This window comes from Hyunsoonleella rubra (assembly GCF_042684665.1).
Classification (GTDB): domain Bacteria; phylum Bacteroidota; class Bacteroidia; order Flavobacteriales; family Flavobacteriaceae; genus Jejuia; species Jejuia rubra.
Genome location: NZ_JBHULY010000016.1, coordinates 278,333 through 295,890, shown reverse-complemented (window position 1 = coordinate 295,890; position 17,558 = coordinate 278,333). Strand labels below are relative to the sequence as shown.

Genomic DNA, 17,558 nt, shown 5'->3' with positions numbered 1-17,558 from the left:
GTGTTTTCTGATCAATCTTAGGGGATTTTTAGCTTTTTACAGCGGTTCGATTTAAATGTTAACCATTATTTGTTCATTTGCCATAAGTTAAAAACCGAATTATGAGAAGCTTACTATTGTTTACCATTCTTACCTTCACTTTATTACTGTCCTGCAACAAGAAAAAGGGCGCCGACAAGGTGGACCTTGTTCCGGAAATTGTAGAGCCAAAGCCTTCATTGGAAATGCTATGGCAAACGGATTCATTGTTGACCACCTGCGAAGCTGTGCTTTACGACAAAACATCACAAACCATATTTGTAACCAACGTGAATAATTCACCATGGGAGAAGGATAATAATGGTTTCATTTCTACTTTAAATACTAAAGGAGAGATTTTGGATTTGAAATGGGCCGAAGGGCTTAGTGGACCAAAAGGCATGGGGATTTTGAATGGTAAATTGTATGTTAGCGATATTGATGAGGTGGTAGAAATTGATATTAACAGAAAGACAGTGATAGCAAGGTATAAGGTGGAAGGCTCACCACAATTAAATGACATCACAGTATCTGATAATGCTGTTTATGTTTCTGGCTCAAATAGTGACGGCATCTATCAAGTTGAGAATGGCGTCAAACTAGTTGCAAAAGACAGTTTAGGAAGACTGAACGGCTTGCTTTACCAAGAAGAGGGAATATTCTATGCGGCTTCCAGGTCTCATAATTTTGGATTGTACAACCCACAGGATAATTCATTTAAAACGTTGACTACCGGAATTGGTCATGGTGATGGTATAGTCCGGTTGGAAAATGGAGATTTTATAGTATCCAGTTGGCAGGGCGAGATTTTTTATATCAATCAAAAGGATTGGAGCAAAACCCAATTGCTGGATACTCGTGATAAAAAAATTAATGCGGCGGATATCGATTATATTCCGGCCACCCAAACTTTGTTAGTGCCCACCTTTTTTCATAATAGGGTGATGGCATATAAACTAAAACTTGAGTAGCCGGTTTTTAGTGTCTCCTATTTTATGGGAATATAAAATTCCGTTTTCAACTTTTCCTCGGCTACGCGGTCAGGGTGGCTGATATAGCGTTCCCTAACAGGTTCGTCTCGTAATTCGTGTTCACTATCAAGAAGCCATTCGTTGAAAATGTGGTCATAGACTTCAGCAAAATATTTATAAGACCCTTGATACAGAAATACCGCAAACTTGCCACCTTTTAAAGTTTTTACTCCAATATTACCTGTCGGTTTGGCGTCCTTGTGGATAATGAGGCAGGCATCATACCTAATTTTTTCCTCATCGGTTACATTAGGGTCATCATAGGGCAATCCAATATGTTGAATGCCCTTGGTAAACAACTTTTGTGCTTTTACCTGTTCCCATAGTTTTTCCCAGGCTCCCGCATAATCTAAATTTTGATAGGCGCCTTGCATCCTTAAATAAAGGCATTGTTGTTCTTCAATTTCGTGAATTTTTGGGGTTTTGATGTTCAATGTTGGTGTTTCCATAATGTTCGATTTAATGATTGTTAATGATTTATTTTTTCGATATTCTGATGGCGAAATGCCCAAATGAGACTTGAACGCTTTTGAAAAAGAGGATGGCGTTTCAAAACCGACACTGTAAGCAATATTTTCAACCGTTTGATTGGAATATCGCAATAGTTTAGCCCCGGTTTCAATGCGCATTCGGGCAATATATTTCCCGATAGGTTCGCCCAAAAGCGCCCGGCTTATGCGATGAAAATGAAACGGCGAAAAATGCGAAAGGTCGGCTAAGGTTTTAATATCAATCCTTTCTTCCAAATGATTATTGATGTACTCAATAATAACATTGAGGCGCTCGGCATAAAATGATTTGTTGTCCTGCTTTGGTTTCATCTTGAATTATCTTTCACAAATGTAAAAGATGTTTATGGGAATCACTTTTCCATTCTTGCGGAACACAGGTATGCCACAAATGGAATACAAAAGAAAATTAAAGTCTTAGGTAAACGGCTTAAACCCTGCGAAAATGGTATGTTTCAACGTATCCCATTCCTCCCTCAACATTCCATAACAACAAGTACTTCGTTTAAACCCGTCCAACATTAGTGTGTCTTTTCTCAAAATACCTTCAAGGGTAGCACCTAATTTTTCAACAGCTTTTCTTGAGCGAATGTTGCGTTCATCCACACGAAATTCAACTTTGTCAAACTTTAGGTTTTCAAAAGCATATTGCAACATTAAGAATTTCATTTCCCCGTTTAAGCCTGTACCTTGAAACGTTTTGCCGATCCACGTCCAGCCGATATGTAGCACTTTATTGTGCCAATTAATGAGTCCAAAACGTGTACAACCCGCATACATTTGTTTTTCCTTGTCATAAATAATGAAAGGAATAGCGGTCCTGTTTTTTTGGGCTTCCAATGCAGTTTTTACGTAAAGTCTTAAATCCTCAGGAGTATCAATTTTGCTGGGTGAATATTGTACCAGTTTGGGTTCCATGGCGATTTCAATCAAATGATGATAATTGTTTAGGGTTAAGGGCGATAATTTTACACGGGTATTTTCAAGGGTAATAGTCATTTCGTACTTTTACAAGCCTAAAAATAAAAAAGAATTCAATGCCATTACCCAAAGCAGACATCATTGAGCAATTTAATAAAATGAAGCAGGGCAATCTTATCGGACTATTGGATATAGATATCGTTGACCTTGGTGGAGATTTTGTAATTGGTCGAATGCCCGTTACGCCAAAAGTGCACCAGCCTGAAGGGGTGTTGCATGGAGGAGCTACTGTAGCTCTGGCAGAAACCATTGGTAGTTTTGCAGCCGAGATTCTAATGGATTTGGATGAGGTATTTGTGCGAGGTATAGAGATTTCAGCAAACCATTTAAAGGGCGTAAGAGAAGGTTATATTTATGCAAGGGCTAGCTATATACACAAAGGAAGAACTACGCAATTAATGGAAATTAAAGTTACCGACGAGGCTGATAATCTCGTGTGCCTTTGTAAACTGACCACCATTTCATTACCCAGAAAAAAATAAAAATTGCAAGATTTTTTTAACCGTTTGAAGCAACAATTTGAATCAGGCTTGCCCTTTGTTGCTTATAGAAAACCCAACCGAACTGAAGTAAAAGCCATACTTCAGAATGATGATGTGCTTCATAGAGTTGAAACATTTGAAGAACGAGGTTTTGTGTTTTCACCATTTGATGAAGCCAAAGACGCTGTTATTTTGCCTTTGAATACTTCAGAAGTTATTTCCATTTCAAACTATGTAAATGTTTCAGGGAACACACAGTTTTCTTTTGAATCTAATATTAGTACTCAGGAATGGGAATTTCATTTAGAACTCGTAAAAAAAGGATTGAAGGCTATTGAAAGGGGGGCACTCAAAAAAGTGGTGCTTTCAAGAAAAGAAGAGGTTAACTTAGAGGCGGCCAACCCATTTTTGATTTTTAAAAATTTATTGACAAGCTATGCTTCTGCCTTTGTTTATCTATGGCATCATCCAAAAGTGGGGCTTTGGCTTGGAGCAACTCCTGAAACCTTACTTAAAATTGAAGGACGACAATTCTCAATGATGTCCTTGGCTGGAACCCAAAGTTTTGAAGGTACAACCGATGTCACTTGGAAAGCCAAGGAATTGGAGGAGCAACAATTTGTTACCGATTTTATTTTGGAAAACATTGAACCTTATATTCAAAACATAAAAGTATCCGAAACTGAGACTGTCAAAGCCGGCAATTTATTACATTTAAACACCTTGGTTAAAGGTGTTTTAAATCCGGAGGATTTGAATTTTAAGAGGCTGTTAAAAAGCTTGCATCCCACACCGGCAGTTTGTGGTGTGCCTAAAGAGAATGCCAGACAATTCATTTTAGACCAAGAAAATTACAATCGCGAGTTTTATACCGGTTTTTTGGGCGAGCTTAATTTTGAAACCACTTCAAGACCGCGAACCGGAAGGCGAAATGTTGAAAACCGTGCCTATACCTTTAATAAGACATCCACACAATTGTATGTAAATCTTCGATGTATGCAAATACAGGGTGGTAAAGCCATGATTTACGTTGGTGGTGGCATCACCGAAAGTTCTAATCCTGAAAAGGAATGGGCCGAAACGGTTTCAAAATCCCTTGTAATGAAAAAGGTCCTTAAGTAAGGTTTTTTATGGGCTATTTCTTATTTTTACAATTAGATTTTAAGAGTTAAATGACATACCCAAAAATCCCTCTTGCCCAGACTGTAGTTGCCCTGTGCAAAGCCAAAAACATAAAGAACATAGTTATTTCTCCCGGTAGCCGAAACGCACCGCTGACTATTGGTTTTACTAATGATCCTTTCTTTAAGTGCTATAGTATTGTGGACGAGCGCTGTGCCGCTTTTTTCGCTTTGGGGATTGCTCAACACATAAAAGAACCAATAGCTGTGGTCTGTACTTCGGGTAGTGCGTTGCTCAACTATTATCCGGCCGTGGCCGAAGCGTATTACAGCGATATTCCTTTGATGGTTTTATCGGCAGACAGACCTAAGCACTTAATTGGGATTGGAGACGGACAGACTATTAATCAAAGAAACGTTTTTGAAAATCACATAATGTATTCGGCTAATTTGAAACTGGACATAAAGGATGAGAAAAACGTACCAGTACACGAGGATTTGCCTATCATGAAAAACTTGGAAAACAGGTTTGAGCGTTTTTTGGGGTTGCAAAAGGATATTCAAGAACACAATGAAATTGAGCTAAACAAGGCTGTCAATTTTGCTAAATTAAAGCAAGGGCCCGTTCATGTGAATATTCCATTTGACGAACCCCTTTATGAAACAGTGGATGCACTTTCGGTTTCTCCAGAAGTTGTTGAAATTGCTAAACCTGACAATGCTGTTGATGACCACATGCTCCGAGATTGCTTTGAGGAATGGATGGCAGCATCAAAAAAGATGATTTTGGTTGGGACTAATGATCCCAATACTATCGATAGGCAATGGCTCGAGGAAATTTCGAAGGATGAAAGTGTCATTGTATTTACCGAGACCACTTCAAATTTGCACCACAAGGGCTTTTTTCCGAGTATTGACCAAATTATCGCACCACTTTCAGAAGAAGAGCAAAAGGCATTGCAACCGGATATCTTATTGACTTTTGGAGGTTTGATTGTTTCAAAAAAAATAAAAGCACTATTGCGAAAATACAGGCCGAAAGAACATTGGCATATCGATGAAAAGAAGGCTAACGATACATTTTTCAGTTTGTCCAAACACATTGAAACAACACCACAATTGTTTTTTGAGTCGTTTTTGCCCAAAATTACCCATTATAAAAAAAGCGACTATAAAGCAACTTGGAAAAAAGTAAGACACCACCGCCTAAAAAAGCACGAACAGTATTTAAATGAAATTCCGTTTTGCGATTTCACGGTTTTTAACAATGTTCTGGAAGCTATACCCAGCAATACTGTTTTACAAGTAGGAAATAGTTCGGCCATTCGCTATACGCAATTGTTCAGTTTGAATAAAACCTTGGAAGTATATTGCAATCGAGGAACAAGTGGTATTGATGGGAGTACTTCAACTGCAATTGGTTGCGCCGTTGCCAGCGAAAAACAAACTACCTTTATTACTGGTGACTTGAGTTTCTTTTACGACAGTAATGCCCTTTGGAACAATCATATTCCAAGGAATTTCAGGATTATCCTAATAAATAATCAGGGCGGCGGGATTTTCAGGATTCTGCCCGGGCATAAAAACACCGAGAATTTCGATACTTATTTTGAAACTACCCATGGTTTGGATGCCAAACATTTGTGCAACATGTATAATTTTGAATATGGATATGCTTCAAATGTTTCGGAACTGGAGGGGCAATTGAATTCATTTTATGAAGCTTCTGAACAGCCAAAACTGTTGGAGATATTCACGCCGAAGAACATAAATGACGGGGTGCTTTTGAATTATTTTGATTTCATAAAATAGCGTTAATGTGACCGGCCGAGAATCCCTGTGTCTAAAAAATAGTTATCTTTAAAGATCATAATTATTAACCTTAAAAAATACTTTTATCATGAGTAAACGTGACGAGCTTATTGCAAAATACGCTGCAGATTTAAAAGAGAAATGTGGTGTAAGTGCCGATATGGATTTATTGACCAAAGTAACCATTGGCTGTGGGCCATCAATTTATAATGCCGATGCATCTACTGTTTCAGGGTCGGATTCATCTGAGTTGGAAACTGTTAAGAATAACTTCCTTAAAGGAAAATTAGGATTGAGCGATGGTGATGATTTAGATGGTGCGATTGTCAAGGTGATGGATCAATATGGTCAATCTAATCGCAACAAATACAGAGCAGTGGTATATTACTTGTTAACTAAGCACTTTGGAAAAGAGTCCGTTTATTAATAGACAGTTTTAGTATATTTTGAAAGCGTTGCCATAGCAACGCTTTTTTTATGCTCATTTTTGCAGGGCGTATTGCTAAAATCATACCTTTGCAACCTATGAAATTAGGGGAAATAAATACTTTGGAAATACTTCGTGAAACTGATCATGGCATCTATTTGATTGATGACAACGATGAGGAGGTATTACTGCCGAATCGCTACGTGCCTGCAGAGTTCAAAATCTGGGATAAAATTGATGTATTTGTATATCTGGACAATGAAGAACGTCTTGTGGCTTCTACGGATATGCCCCACATCAAAAAGGGAGAATTTGCTTTGTTGCGATGTAATCAAGTAACTAATTTTGGCGCTTTTTTAGATTGGGGATTAGTGAAGGAATTGTTTTGCCCGTTCAAGGAACAGGCATTTAAAATGAAACCCGGAGGCTGGTATTTGGTGCACTGTTATCTCGATGAAAAAACAGACCGACTGGTGGCTTCAAGCAAAACCAATCGGTTTTTGGATAATAAGGAATTGACGGTTGAGCAATTTGAAGAAGTAGATTTGATAGCCTCTCACCTTTCTGACATTGGTTGGAATGTTATAGTTAACAAAAAGCATTTAGGTCTCGTTTACAAGGACAATATTTTTAAGGACATTAGTGTGGGAGACAAGCTAAAAGGGGTCGTTAAAAAAATAAGGCCTGGGAATAAGTTGGACATTTCATTAGAAAAAGTTGGCTATAGAAATATTGAGCCAAACGCCCAGCGCATTCTTAAGGAGCTTGAGGACAATAGCGGTTTTTTAAATCTGACCGATAAATCTAGCCCAGAGGATATTAAAAATGTCCTTCAGATGAGCAAAAAGAGCTTTAAAAAGGCCGTTGGAAGTTTATACAAACAGCGTCAAATAGAAATTAAAGGAGATGGAATTTACTTAGTTTAAGTAAAGTTCCTCGCATACGGTAACATTGTGATGGATCTGGTTTAGGGCATCGAACAGATTGTTGAAGACCAAATGTCCAGTACAGTTAAAATCACCCTTAGAATTGCTCTCCAAAGTATGGTGTATCGTAGCAGATGCTACTAGATTTCCTGTCTTTTCTTTCAATAAGAAGACACCGGCATTGTCCACTTCATATGGATTCACCCGATTCATAATAATTCCAAAAGGCTTAGCATTTCCATAATAAGAAACGAGTTCTTTTCGAATAATATCAAGGTTCTCCATATTCAAAAGGATACCTTCGTTAATTTCAATAATTGCCACTTGTTTTAAAAAGAAGATGTTGGACCATCTATTTTGCACAAATTTTAAAATTTGGCCAGCGAAGTCAGAATCAATAATTGTCATAAGTTAAAACGTTACCCCCGTAGTTTTAAACTGTTAAACTATACTTAAAACTATTTAGATGTCTCTTATTCAGACACATAAAAAACATGTAAGTCACAGGAATTGAGAGAGTCATTGAATTAATAGCAGTCAAATATAAAATAGTTATTTAAAAAAACAAATTAATTCATTGTATGTCAGCTTTTTGTGGGGCCCTGCAAACAAAAAAATGGAATTGCATTTTTCCAAATGAACAGCGAATCAAAATTGTTTAAGATTTTGAACGTCTAAAAATAGTATTGATATAGCGAATTGATTTACTAGACTTTTTAGTCTTAATATACCAATCTCTATGAATAGGATAATAAGCAAGTGAATAGGTCTGACTGAAAAGTATTGTTTTGAAGCACATGTTTTCCTAGCGTTCTAAATTCTTATTTTTGCCGTATGATAATAAACGACACTATAGTCGCATTGGCCACTCCATCTGGTGCTGGAGCCATTGCAGTAATCCGTTTATCAGGAAAGGATGCTATAAAATTGGCTGAAAAACAATTTAAATCGGTTTCGGGTAAATTGTTGGGCAAGCAAAAAACGCATACTATTCATTTAGGTCATATTATAGATGAAGGCAAAACGCTGGATGAAGTCTTAGTATCTGTGTTTAAAAATCCAAACTCTTACACAGGTGAAGATGTGGTCGAAATATCCTGCCATGGGTCAAACTATATACAACAGGAAATCATTCAGTTATTTTTAAGGAGTGGCTGCCGTATGGCTAATGCTGGAGAGTTTACCTTGCGAGCATTTTTAAATGGAAAGTTGGATTTAAGTCAAGCAGAAGCTGTGGCAGATTTAATTGCAAGTGATAATGAAGCTTCGCATCAAATCGCCATGCAACAAATGCGAGGTGGTTTTTCTTCTGAGATAGCAAAACTTCGTGAAGAACTTTTGAATTTTGCTTCTTTAATTGAATTGGAACTGGATTTTGCTGAGGAAGATGTGGAGTTTGCAAATAGAACCCAATTTAAGGATTTAATTGAGCGCATCATATTTGTTTTAAAGCGATTAATAGATTCTTTCGCGGTTGGTAATGTGATTAAAAACGGTATTCCCGTGGCCATAGTAGGGGAGCCAAATGTGGGTAAATCTACATTGTTGAATGCTTTATTGAATGAAGAAAGGGCCATCGTTTCAGATATTGCAGGAACCACACGCGATACGATTGAAGATGAAATCACTATCGGAGGCATAGGTTTCCGGTTTATTGATACGGCAGGTATTCGGAACACTAAAGACGTTGTGGAAAGCATTGGAATAAAAAAGACCTTTGAAAAGATTGAGCAAGCGCAGGTAGTGATTTATCTTTTTGATGCCGAATCTATTTTCGCCCAAAAATCTTCTGTAGAAAGTATTGCGGTCGAAATTGAAAAAATAAAGAATAAACATCCTCAAAAGCCTTTGGTTGTCATAGCCAACAAAATCGATGCTATTTCCGAAAAAGAACTGAACGTACTTAAAGTCAGTATTGACGATATCAAACTTATTGCGGCCAAGACCAAGAAGGGAGTAGAAGATTTAAAGATTACTTTGACCAATTTTGTAAATACAGGTGCTCTGCGGAATAATGATACCATAGTAACAAATTCCCGCCATTACGATGCTCTTTTGAAAGCTGTTGAAGAAATCCAAAAGGTGCAACATGGATTGGAAACTGGTTTATCTGGGGATTTATTGGCTATCGATATCCGTCAGGCCTTGTATCATTTTGGGGAGATTACAGGTGAGATTACCAATGATGATTTATTGGGGAATATTTTTGCTAACTTCTGCATCGGGAAGTAATTCTATAAAACATCTTCAATGTCGAAACAAAATAAAATATTGAACATCATCCAAGAACTAGTTGAAGCTGTAATTAAGGCTTTAGGTTATGGTGGTACCCGCAAACGCACATGGCACCAACATGTAGTGCCTTATGAAGAAGGGTGGGCCGTTAGAAGGGAAGGTAACAAGCGAATTACTTCAAAACACAGAAAGCAAAGTACGGCAATTCGAAAAGCCAAAACCTTGGCAAAACGCTATGACTCGGATGTGATAATCCATCGCGCTAGCGGTGGCATACGTGAAAGGATTAGTTATAAAGAGCAATAGGTAGGCGAACTTGATTCTTGAGGTTTGATTTTCCTAAATCGAGATGGACTTTTGTCCTTTAACCGCTTAAACGTCCGATTAAAATGACTGATACTGTCAAAACCACAGGAATAGGCAATATCCTTAATGCTTAAATTGGAGGTCAATAAATAGTGGCAAGCACTTTCAATTCTAGTTTTGTTAAGAAAGGTTACAAAGGAATGTCCCGTATGTATTTTGAGCTATCTGCAGAATGATTGGGTTAACATATATGTAAGATCGGCCAAGTGTTATAATGTTAACTTTTTGTCCAGATTTTCAAGAATGTAATTTCGTGATTTTTGATATTTTGTATTGCTTTGACCGCCTTTTAACAAATTGAAAAATTTTTAGCTGAAGCACACCCCAAAATAAAGGTGGATTGAATGGCAAAAATTGCCATTTGGAAGTGGAAACAAAATTATATTTAAACATGTCAACATTTTTTAATAAAAAATCAAATTAGGATAAAAAAATCTTTTTTACCTGATATTTATCATATTTTCTGAATATATCGACTTTTATTTTTGACAAAAGTTTGGAATAACAAACTAATTGGTTAAATCTAAACACTAGCCAAACTAAATTGAAAGTAAAAGAAAAAATACTGCCGCCAACGACTACCCGGTGGCGTAAAACAGCCATATTCTTTATGGCTGTTGTTATTGGTTTAGGTCTATTTATGGCGAAGGAATCCAGAGTGATTTCCTATATGTCAGACAATCCTCAGGCCTGTGTCAATTGTCATGTCATGACCCCAATGTACAATAGCTGGATGCATAGTTCGCATCGGGAATATGCCAATTGTAATGACTGCCATGTGCCTCATAACAATGTTTTCAACAAGTATTATTTTAAGGCTAAGGACGGCTTGTACCATGCTTCAGTATTTACGGCTCGCATGGAGCCTGATGTCATCGAAATGAAGGAAGCATCGCAGGAAGTGGTGCAAAACAATTGTATCCGTTGCCATGTGCAACAAGTTACCCAGACCAAATATGATAGTTATATTGACGACCATAGGGAGAATAGAACCGGTCGTCAGTGTTGGAGTTGCCATGTCAACGTGCCCCATGGCACTGTACATGGCTTGAGTACTATTAAATATAATGTGGCGCCACTGCCCACCGATCAACAAGAACTCGTTATTCCTAAATGGATGCAAGAACAGATAGAACAAGAAGACTAAAAACGCAAACCGAATGAAAAACAAAGTATTATTTATCGTTACCCTTATCGTGGTCTTTCTACTGGGACTGCTGGCTTCAAGTATTGTAAATAGAAAGTCGGAAGCCAAATATAAGTACACGCCAAAGGTCAGCATTGCAGAAAACGAACCAAGAAATGCAGTTTGGGGTGAAAATTTTCCGCAGGAATACCAGTCTTTTTTACAAACTTCGGATACCTCTTTTGCATCATTCCAAGGTGGGTCTCATATGAGGGACGTTTTGGAGGAAGACCCAAATTTGGTCATCTTGTTTGCGGGATACGGCTTCTCCAAAGATTATAACCAAGGTAGGGGGCATGCCTATGCCGTTGAAGATATCCATAATACTTTGAGGACTGGTGGGCCAAAAGGAAAGGGTGACGGGCCAATGCCTGCCACATGCTGGACTTGTAAGAGTCCCGATGTACCACGATTAATGAATGAAAAAGGTATTACCGAGTTCTACAGCGGAAAATGGGCTGATAAAGGTGAGGAGGTAGTCAATCCCATTGGTTGTGCCGACTGTCATAATCCAAAAACTATGAAACTTCAAATTTCCAGACCTGCTTTAGTCGAGGCATTTGAGTCAATGGGAAAAGACATCAATCAGGCCACGCATAACGAAATGCGTTCCTTAGTATGTGCCCAGTGTCACGTGGAATACTATTTCAATAAAAAATTACCAGGAAAAGAAGGTACGCCATATTTAGTGTTCCCATGGAAAAACGGTACGACCGTTGAGGACATGGAAAAATACTATGACGATATGGAATTTGCGGATTGGACACATAAATTGAGTAAAGCACCTATGCTGAAGGCCCAGCATCCAGGGTACGAAACGTTCACAACAGGAGTACATGCGGATAGAGGGGTGTCCTGTGCAGACTGCCACATGCCTTACAAAAGTGAGGGCGGACAAAAATTCACGGACCACCATATCCAATCGCCTTTAAACAACACCTCCAATGCATGTCAAGTGTGCCATAGACAAGAATCCAATAAGTTGATTGCCAATGTTTATGAAAGACAGCGCAAAGCAACTGAGAACAGATTGAAGCTGGAGGGCCTTTTGGTGAAGGCACATTTAGAAGCTAAAAAGTGCTGGGAGTTGGGGGCCTCGGAAGAACAAATGAAACCGATTTTAACAGATATCCGCCATGGTCAATGGCGTTGGGATTATGCGGCGGCGGCCCATGGCGCTTCTTTCCATTCGCCTGTTGAGGTTGGCAGGATACTGGGAAGCGGACTGGTTATCGCTCAGGAAGCACGCGTTAAATTAGCACGTTTGTTAGCGGATTTAGGGCACAACCAACCCATTGAAATGCCTGATATTTCGACAAAGGATAAGGCTCAGGAATATATTGGTTTGGACATGGAAAAACTTAACAAAGAGAAAGAGGAATTCAAAAATAACCTATTGCCAAAATGGCTTGAGGAAGCGAAAGCAAGAGAAGACAAAATGCCTATAAACACCCTGTCTTCAGTAGCAAAATAGTATTATAATACATTCAACATAAAGATACCTTATTGAACTTTTAGTAAGGTATCTTTTGTTTCATACTTCATATCATCTAAAGTGAATAAATTCTATCGTCTTTTAGCTTCTCCGATTTTGGCAGTAGTTTTTCTATTTGTTTTTGCAGTCTCAATGGCCATAGCCACTTTTGTTGAAAACGACTATGGGACGGCTACGGCTTGGAAACTCATTTATGATAGCTGGTGGTTCGAATTGGTGATGTTGGGATTGGGGGTCTGCTTCATTATGAGTATTTACAAGTACAAACTCTGGCGATTGGAAAAGTGGGCATTGTTGTTATTTCACTTGGCTTTCATCATCATTTTAATGGGTGCAGGAATTACTCGATATGTGTCCTACGGCGGGATAATGCGCATCCGAGAGGGGAGTGCTTCAAACGTTATTATTTCCGATAATAATTATTTGCATGTTCATATTTCCAAAGGTGAAGCGGTAAAAACGATTAAAAAGCGGATCGATTTTTCACCTGTAAGTGATAATGATTTTAATATTAAAAGCGATTTCAATTGGATACCAATCACCATTTCTTACGAGGAATTTGTAGCAGATGCCATTCCAGAAATTCAGGATGATGCCGAGGATGGAAAACCATTGCTCCAAATGGTAGTTTCGGCCGGAAATGGCAGAGAGACTGTATTTTTAGAAAAAGGCGAGATTGAGTCCATTGGGGAGCATCAACATAAAATAGGATTCCATGTTGATAATAAGGATGTCATCAATATTATTGAAGAAAATGGCGAATTCAGTATCCTGTCACCAAGAGATTTAAGCACTTTTCTGATGGCCACGGAAACGGCTTCCACATTAAAAAGGGACAGTGTACAACCGATGAATTTAAGAACTTTGTATCGCGATGGCGATGCTTCTTTTGTGCCAATGTCCTATCATCCAAAAGGAAAAATTACTTTGGTAAGTGGGTCTGAAACGCCTAAGGATAATGACGAGCAGAAGGATGATGCCTTGATCGTAAATGTTCTAGTAGGGGAGGATAACAAACAAAGTACACTGCTATATCGAGAAGGCTTTTTGCCCACCCAACATCCTGTTGATTTTGATGATATAAAAGTGTCACTTTCCTATGGAGCAGAACCTATCACAACTCCATTTTCTATTCATTTAAATGATTTTCAATTGGAGCGTTATCCGGGGTCCACAAGTCCATCATCTTATGCCAGTGAGGTAAAAGTTATAGATAATGGTACAGAAATCGATCACCGTATTTTTATGAATAATGTATTGGATTACAAGGGATTTCGCTTTTTTCAGGCCAGTTATGATACCGATGAAAAGGGTACGGTTTTAGCCGTTAACCATGATGCCTTGGGTACCAATATCACTTACATTGGTTATTTTTTGATGATGATTGGTATGTTTTTCACCCTCTTTGGAAAATCTTCCCGATTCACTTTGGTCAATAAAAATTTGAAGCATTTGAAACAAAAAAATGCTACGCTGATTATTGTGCTATTTTCCATTTTCAATGTAGCTTTTTCTCAAAGCAAAACACCAGAAATCAACCTTGAGCTTGTTAAACAATTGGAAGTGGATGCACAACACGCCGATTTATTTGGAAGGCTTATGGTTCAGGATTTAGACGGGCGGGTTAAGCCAATGAACACCTTGGCTTCGGAGTTTTTGAGGAAGCTTTCCAGAAAACCCTATTTCAAATTTACAGAAAATGGGGAAGTAGTCAAATTGAGTGCCAATCAAGCCTTTTTAGCAATGCAGTCAGCCTCCAATATCTGGCAATATGTACCGCTGATAAAAATGGATAAAAAGAAGGGAGGCGAACTTTTTGAGGGGCTTAAAATCAGTGAAGATGGTTTAGTGTCGTTTACCGATTTATTGGGCAATAATGGTCAATACATTTTAGACGAAGCTGTTGAAAAGGCCAATCAAAAGAAGCCAGCTGAGCGCAGTGAATTTGACAAGGAAGTTTTAAAGGTTGATGAGCGTTTTAATATTCTTTATAACGTCTTCGCTGGGAATTATTTAAAGGTATTTCCAAATGGCAATGATGAGAATAACAAATGGCACAGCCAAACCCATCATTTTGAGGATTTCCCTATTGAAGATGGCAAATTTGCAAAGCAAATCATCCCTACGTTTTTTAAGGATATAAATGAGCGTAACTGGGTTGAGGCTAGTGAAAAATTGAGTTATATTAAAACGTTTCAGGATGTTTTGGGTAAGGACATTATTCCAAGTAGAAAGCGGATTGAGGCAGAGTTATGGTACAATCAACTTAACTTGAATTTTTGGCTGTTTCAAGTATTTTTAACCTTAGGGGCAATACTTTTGATATTGGCCATAGCTAAAATTTTCACTAAAAATAGCATCATAGAATTTTTCTGGAACTCTATCATACTTATCACATTGGTGGGTTTCATAATATTTGGTGGAAATATTATTTTAAGGTGGTACGTCTCAGGACATGCGCCATGGAGCAATGGTTATGAAATGCTCGTATTTGTCTCTTGGGTATTATTGCTTTGTGGCTTTCTAACATTTAGAAAATCAGACTTTGCACTGCCTTTATCCACTTTGTTTTCAGGAGCTTTGCTATTCGTTAGTTATTTGGATTGGCTCAGCCCTGAAATTACCAATTTAATGCCTGTATTAAAATCCTTTTGGTTAAAAATTCATGTGGCCACCATTGTAAGCAGTTATGCCCCTTTGGCACTTTCAGCTGTTTTAGGTTTTATGGCGCTTTTGCTGATGATTTTCAAAACCGAAAAATCAAAACAGGAAATAGAAATCAGGATAAAGGAACTGACTTATATCAACGAAATTTCAATGACCATAGGTCTTTTTGTATTGGCGATTGGAACCTTTTTAGGAGGCATTTGGGCCAATGAATCCTGGGGGCGCTATTGGGCTTGGGACCCCAAAGAAACTTGGGCTTTGATAAGTATAATCGTCTATGCTATTGTGTTACATCTTCGGCTCATTCCCGGTCTAAAAAGTAGTTATATTTTGAATACGGCTAGTGTGTTTGCTTTCGGTTCTATTATTATGACATCTTTTGGGGTAAACTATTACCTTTCGGGATTGCATAGTTATGCGGCTGGTGATCCTTTGCCAATCCCTACTTTTATATATGTTTTGGTGGCAGTGGTTATAATTGTTTCAATAACGGCCTATTACAGAAAGGATCGTACTGTTGATAAACCGTTTAAAAGTTCAATATAATTTCGTCTTTTTCATCTAGATAATTCACTTCTAGTATCTTATATTACATTAATCAACTTTAAAGAGGAATTAAATGGAACAATTAACAATGACAGAACATATATATAGTAAATGGTATCATCCTTACGAGCCAGCAGATGACTATAAAAAACGCGTGGCTTATTTCAGTATGGAATTTGGAATCGATCAGGCTTTCAATATCTATTCCGGTGGGTTAGGCTTTTTGGCTGGTTCTCATATGCGCTCTGGTTATGAATTGAAGCAGAATATGATTGGAATTGGGATGCTTTGGAAGTATGGGTATTACGACCAAGCCAGAAATGATGACCATAGTTTACGTACCGAATTTAACGAGAAACATTTTGAATTTTTAGAAGATACAGGAATTGAGGTTGAAGTGAAGTTACACGACAATCCGCATGTAAAAGTAAGGGCTTATGTTTTAAAACCTGAAATTTTCGGCACAGTCCCTATGTATTTTTTAACAACGGATGTGGACGGCAACGATCATTTGTCAAGAACGATTACAAATCATTTATACGATAGAAACCCAGTAACACGAGTATCCCAAAGTATTGTTTTGGGTATCGGTGGTGCTAAAGTAGTTGAAGCTTTAGGTGGATCTGAGACTTATCATTTAAATGAAGGGCATGCGTTGCCAGCCTTTTATTATTTGAGAGATAGGGGCGTAACTAAAGATCAAATGGTGTTTACCACCCATACACCGGAAAAAGCGGGAAATGAAGAGCGGGAGGCACGTCACTTAAATCGATGTGGCTTTTTTGGACGTACCCTTTCCGATGAAGAACTACAGCGAGAAATGGTAAATGGTGGCATGATAAACTATACGGTTTCAGCTCTAAGAATGGCAAAAAAGGCCAACGCGGTTTCGAAACTTCATGCAGTTGTTGCCAATGATATGTGGAAGGATTATTACGGAACCAGTGAAATCATTCCCATTACCAATGCGCAAAATCAAAAATTTTGGCAGGATGAAAGCATAAAAAATGCTTGGGAGCATAGGGATGCAGGTGGCTATAAATTCCGAAAGTTTGAACTGAAGAGTGAACTATGCCAAGAGGTATATCATCAAACAGGAAAGACATTCAACCCTAATGTATTGACTTTTGTTTGGGCCAGGCGCTTTGCAGCCTATAAAAGAGCAGATTTGTTATTACATGATTTCGAGCGATTTAAAAGATTGATTCACAACGAAAAATACCCTGTACAAATTATTTGGGCAGGCAAGCCTTACCCATTTGATTATGATGCGATTAGCGTATTTAATCATTTGGTGTACCATTCTAAAATGGAGCGCAACTTAGCTGTTTTGGTAGGGTATGAAATAGAATTGTCGAGAAAGCTTAAATGCGGGTCTGACGTTTGGTTGAATACGCCAAGGATCACGCGTGAAGCCTCTGGAACCAGTGGGATGACCGCAGCCATGAACGGCTCGGTAAATGTATCGACAAACGATGGATGGATTCCTGAATTTGTAAAGGACGGCGATAATTGTTTTGTATTACCGACTTTAGATCACAATTTACCAATTTGGGATCAAGATAAAATGGACACGAATAATCTGTATGAAATTTTAGAGCAAAAAGTGATTCCTACCTACTATGATAATCCAGAGAAGTGGCAGGACATTGTGTTTACAGCCATGGATGATGTTATTCCAGAGTTTACAACCCAAAGGATGGCTGACGATTATTATAAGAAATTGTTTTAAAATAAAGAAACTTACATTAAAATA

At 38.1% G+C, this 17,558-nt stretch carries 16 protein-coding genes; 12 read left to right on the top strand and 4 right to left on the bottom strand.

All coding sequences use genetic code 11. From position 1 onward, the window contains the following. The first annotated feature begins 101 nt into the window (after window positions 1-101). A complete protein-coding gene (locus ACFSR8_RS09610; protein ID WP_380291431.1) occupies window positions 102-989 on the top strand; it encodes a hypothetical protein in 888 nt (295 codons plus the stop codon). A gap of 17 nt (window positions 990-1,006) precedes the next feature. On the opposite strand, the gene ACFSR8_RS09605 is transcribed toward ACFSR8_RS09610, so the two are convergent. Together ACFSR8_RS09605 and ACFSR8_RS09600 are read right to left on the bottom strand one after the other, a co-directional pair. Then, window positions 1,007-1,870, bottom strand: coding sequence for an AraC family transcriptional regulator (locus tag ACFSR8_RS09605; RefSeq protein WP_380291429.1), 864 nt, complete (start codon window positions 1,868-1,870; stop codon window positions 1,007-1,009). Between the two features lie 105 nt (window positions 1,871-1,975). Next, a complete protein-coding gene (locus ACFSR8_RS09600; protein ID WP_380291427.1) occupies window positions 1,976-2,557 on the bottom strand; it encodes a GNAT family N-acetyltransferase in 582 nt (193 codons plus the stop codon). Between the two features lie 38 nt (window positions 2,558-2,595). Between ACFSR8_RS09600 and ACFSR8_RS09595 the strand changes: the two genes are divergently transcribed. The 5 genes from ACFSR8_RS09595 (at window position 2,596) to ACFSR8_RS09575 (ending at window position 7,307) form a co-directional block, all read left to right on the top strand. After that, on the top strand, window positions 2,596-3,021 hold the full coding sequence (locus ACFSR8_RS09595) for a PaaI family thioesterase (RefSeq protein WP_380291425.1): 426 nt from the start codon (window positions 2,596-2,598) through the stop codon (window positions 3,019-3,021). Window positions 3,022-3,024: 3 nt separating this feature from the next. Then, window positions 3,025-4,143 carry a chorismate-binding protein gene (locus ACFSR8_RS09590; protein ID WP_380291423.1) on the top strand — a complete coding sequence of 373 codons (1,119 nt, stop codon included), beginning with the start codon at window positions 3,025-3,027 and terminating at the stop codon, window positions 4,141-4,143. Window positions 4,144-4,193: 50 nt separating this feature from the next. Continuing rightward, window positions 4,194-5,954 carry a 2-succinyl-5-enolpyruvyl-6-hydroxy-3-cyclohexene-1-carboxylate synthase gene (menD, locus tag ACFSR8_RS09585; protein ID WP_380291421.1) on the top strand — a complete coding sequence of 587 codons (1,761 nt, stop codon included), beginning with the start codon at window positions 4,194-4,196 and terminating at the stop codon, window positions 5,952-5,954. 88 nt (window positions 5,955-6,042) lie between these two features. Next, window positions 6,043-6,381, top strand: coding sequence for a DUF2853 family protein (locus ACFSR8_RS09580; RefSeq protein WP_380291419.1), 339 nt, complete (start codon window positions 6,043-6,045; stop codon window positions 6,379-6,381). Window positions 6,382-6,479: 98 nt separating this feature from the next. Next, window positions 6,480-7,307, top strand: a complete 828-nt coding sequence (locus tag ACFSR8_RS09575) for a CvfB family protein (RefSeq protein ID WP_380291417.1) — start codon at window positions 6,480-6,482, stop codon at window positions 7,305-7,307. On the opposite strand, the gene ACFSR8_RS09570 is transcribed toward ACFSR8_RS09575, so the two are convergent. Next, the gene (locus tag ACFSR8_RS09570; RefSeq protein ID WP_380291415.1) at window positions 7,299-7,670 is read right to left on the bottom strand and encodes a hypothetical protein; all 372 of its coding nucleotides are present in this window, start codon (window positions 7,668-7,670) and stop codon (window positions 7,299-7,301) included. The two genes, ACFSR8_RS09575 and ACFSR8_RS09570, sit on opposite strands and share 9 nt — an antisense overlap. A 471-nt stretch (window positions 7,671-8,141) precedes the next feature. On the opposite strand from ACFSR8_RS09570, the gene mnmE reads away from it, so the two are divergent. Next, window positions 8,142-9,539 carry a tRNA uridine-5-carboxymethylaminomethyl(34) synthesis GTPase MnmE gene (gene mnmE, locus ACFSR8_RS09565; protein WP_380291413.1) on the top strand — a complete coding sequence of 466 codons (1,398 nt, stop codon included), beginning with the start codon at window positions 8,142-8,144 and terminating at the stop codon, window positions 9,537-9,539. 18 nt (window positions 9,540-9,557) lie between these two features. Beyond that, entirely contained in the window at window positions 9,558-9,848 is a 291-nt protein-coding gene (locus tag ACFSR8_RS09560; protein WP_380291411.1) for a DUF2188 domain-containing protein, read from the top strand. Here ACFSR8_RS09560 and ACFSR8_RS09555 read toward each other — a convergent pair. Next, complete coding sequence (locus ACFSR8_RS09555; protein WP_380291459.1) at window positions 9,833-10,063, bottom strand: helix-turn-helix domain-containing protein; 231 nt, start codon at window positions 10,061-10,063, stop codon at window positions 9,833-9,835. The genes ACFSR8_RS09560 and ACFSR8_RS09555 overlap by 16 nt on opposite strands. A gap of 389 nt (window positions 10,064-10,452) precedes the next feature. Here ACFSR8_RS09555 and nrfH point away from each other — a divergent pair, with 389 nt between their 5' ends. From nrfH to glgP, 4 genes are all read left to right on the top strand, one after another. After that, complete coding sequence (gene nrfH / locus ACFSR8_RS09550; protein WP_380291409.1) at window positions 10,453-11,055, top strand: cytochrome c nitrite reductase small subunit; 603 nt, start codon at window positions 10,453-10,455, stop codon at window positions 11,053-11,055. A 13-nt stretch (window positions 11,056-11,068) separates the two neighbouring features. Next, on the top strand, window positions 11,069-12,568 hold the full coding sequence (gene nrfA, locus ACFSR8_RS09545) for an ammonia-forming cytochrome c nitrite reductase (RefSeq protein WP_380291407.1): 1,500 nt from the start codon (window positions 11,069-11,071) through the stop codon (window positions 12,566-12,568). Between the two features lie 81 nt (window positions 12,569-12,649). Next, window positions 12,650-15,802, top strand: a complete 3,153-nt coding sequence (ccsA, locus tag ACFSR8_RS09540; RefSeq protein ID WP_380291405.1) for a cytochrome c biogenesis protein CcsA — start codon at window positions 12,650-12,652, stop codon at window positions 15,800-15,802. 73 nt (window positions 15,803-15,875) lie between these two features. Beyond that, on the top strand, window positions 15,876-17,534 hold the full coding sequence (gene glgP, locus ACFSR8_RS09535) for an alpha-glucan family phosphorylase (RefSeq protein ID WP_380291404.1): 1,659 nt from the start codon (window positions 15,876-15,878) through the stop codon (window positions 17,532-17,534). Window positions 17,535-17,558 lie beyond the last annotated feature (24 nt).

Excerpts from the sequence above, each read along its gene's own strand:
- ACFSR8_RS09580 (WP_380291419.1), top strand. The coding sequence starts at position 6,043 with ATGAGTAAACGTGACGAGCTTATTGCAAAATACGCTGCAGATTTAAAA.
- ACFSR8_RS09610 (WP_380291431.1), top strand. The coding sequence starts at position 102 with ATGAGAAGCTTACTATTGTTTACCATTCTTACCTTCACTTTATTACTG.
- menD (WP_380291421.1), top strand. The coding sequence starts at position 4,194 with ATGACATACCCAAAAATCCCTCTTGCCCAGACTGTAGTTGCCCTGTGC.
- mnmE (WP_380291413.1), top strand. The coding sequence starts at position 8,142 with ATGATAATAAACGACACTATAGTCGCATTGGCCACTCCATCTGGTGCT.
- ACFSR8_RS09560 (WP_380291411.1), top strand. The coding sequence starts at position 9,558 with ATGTCGAAACAAAATAAAATATTGAACATCATCCAAGAACTAGTTGAA.
- nrfA (WP_380291407.1), top strand. The coding sequence starts at position 11,069 with ATGAAAAACAAAGTATTATTTATCGTTACCCTTATCGTGGTCTTTCTA.
- glgP (WP_380291404.1), top strand. The coding sequence starts at position 15,876 with ATGGAACAATTAACAATGACAGAACATATATATAGTAAATGGTATCAT.
- ACFSR8_RS09595 (WP_380291425.1), top strand. The coding sequence starts at position 2,596 with ATGCCATTACCCAAAGCAGACATCATTGAGCAATTTAATAAAATGAAG.
- ACFSR8_RS09605 (WP_380291429.1), bottom strand. The coding sequence starts at position 1,870 with ATGAAACCAAAGCAGGACAACAAATCATTTTATGCCGAGCGCCTCAAT.
- ACFSR8_RS09600 (WP_380291427.1), bottom strand. The coding sequence starts at position 2,557 with ATGACTATTACCCTTGAAAATACCCGTGTAAAATTATCGCCCTTAACC.
- ACFSR8_RS09575 (WP_380291417.1), top strand. The coding sequence starts at position 6,480 with ATGAAATTAGGGGAAATAAATACTTTGGAAATACTTCGTGAAACTGAT.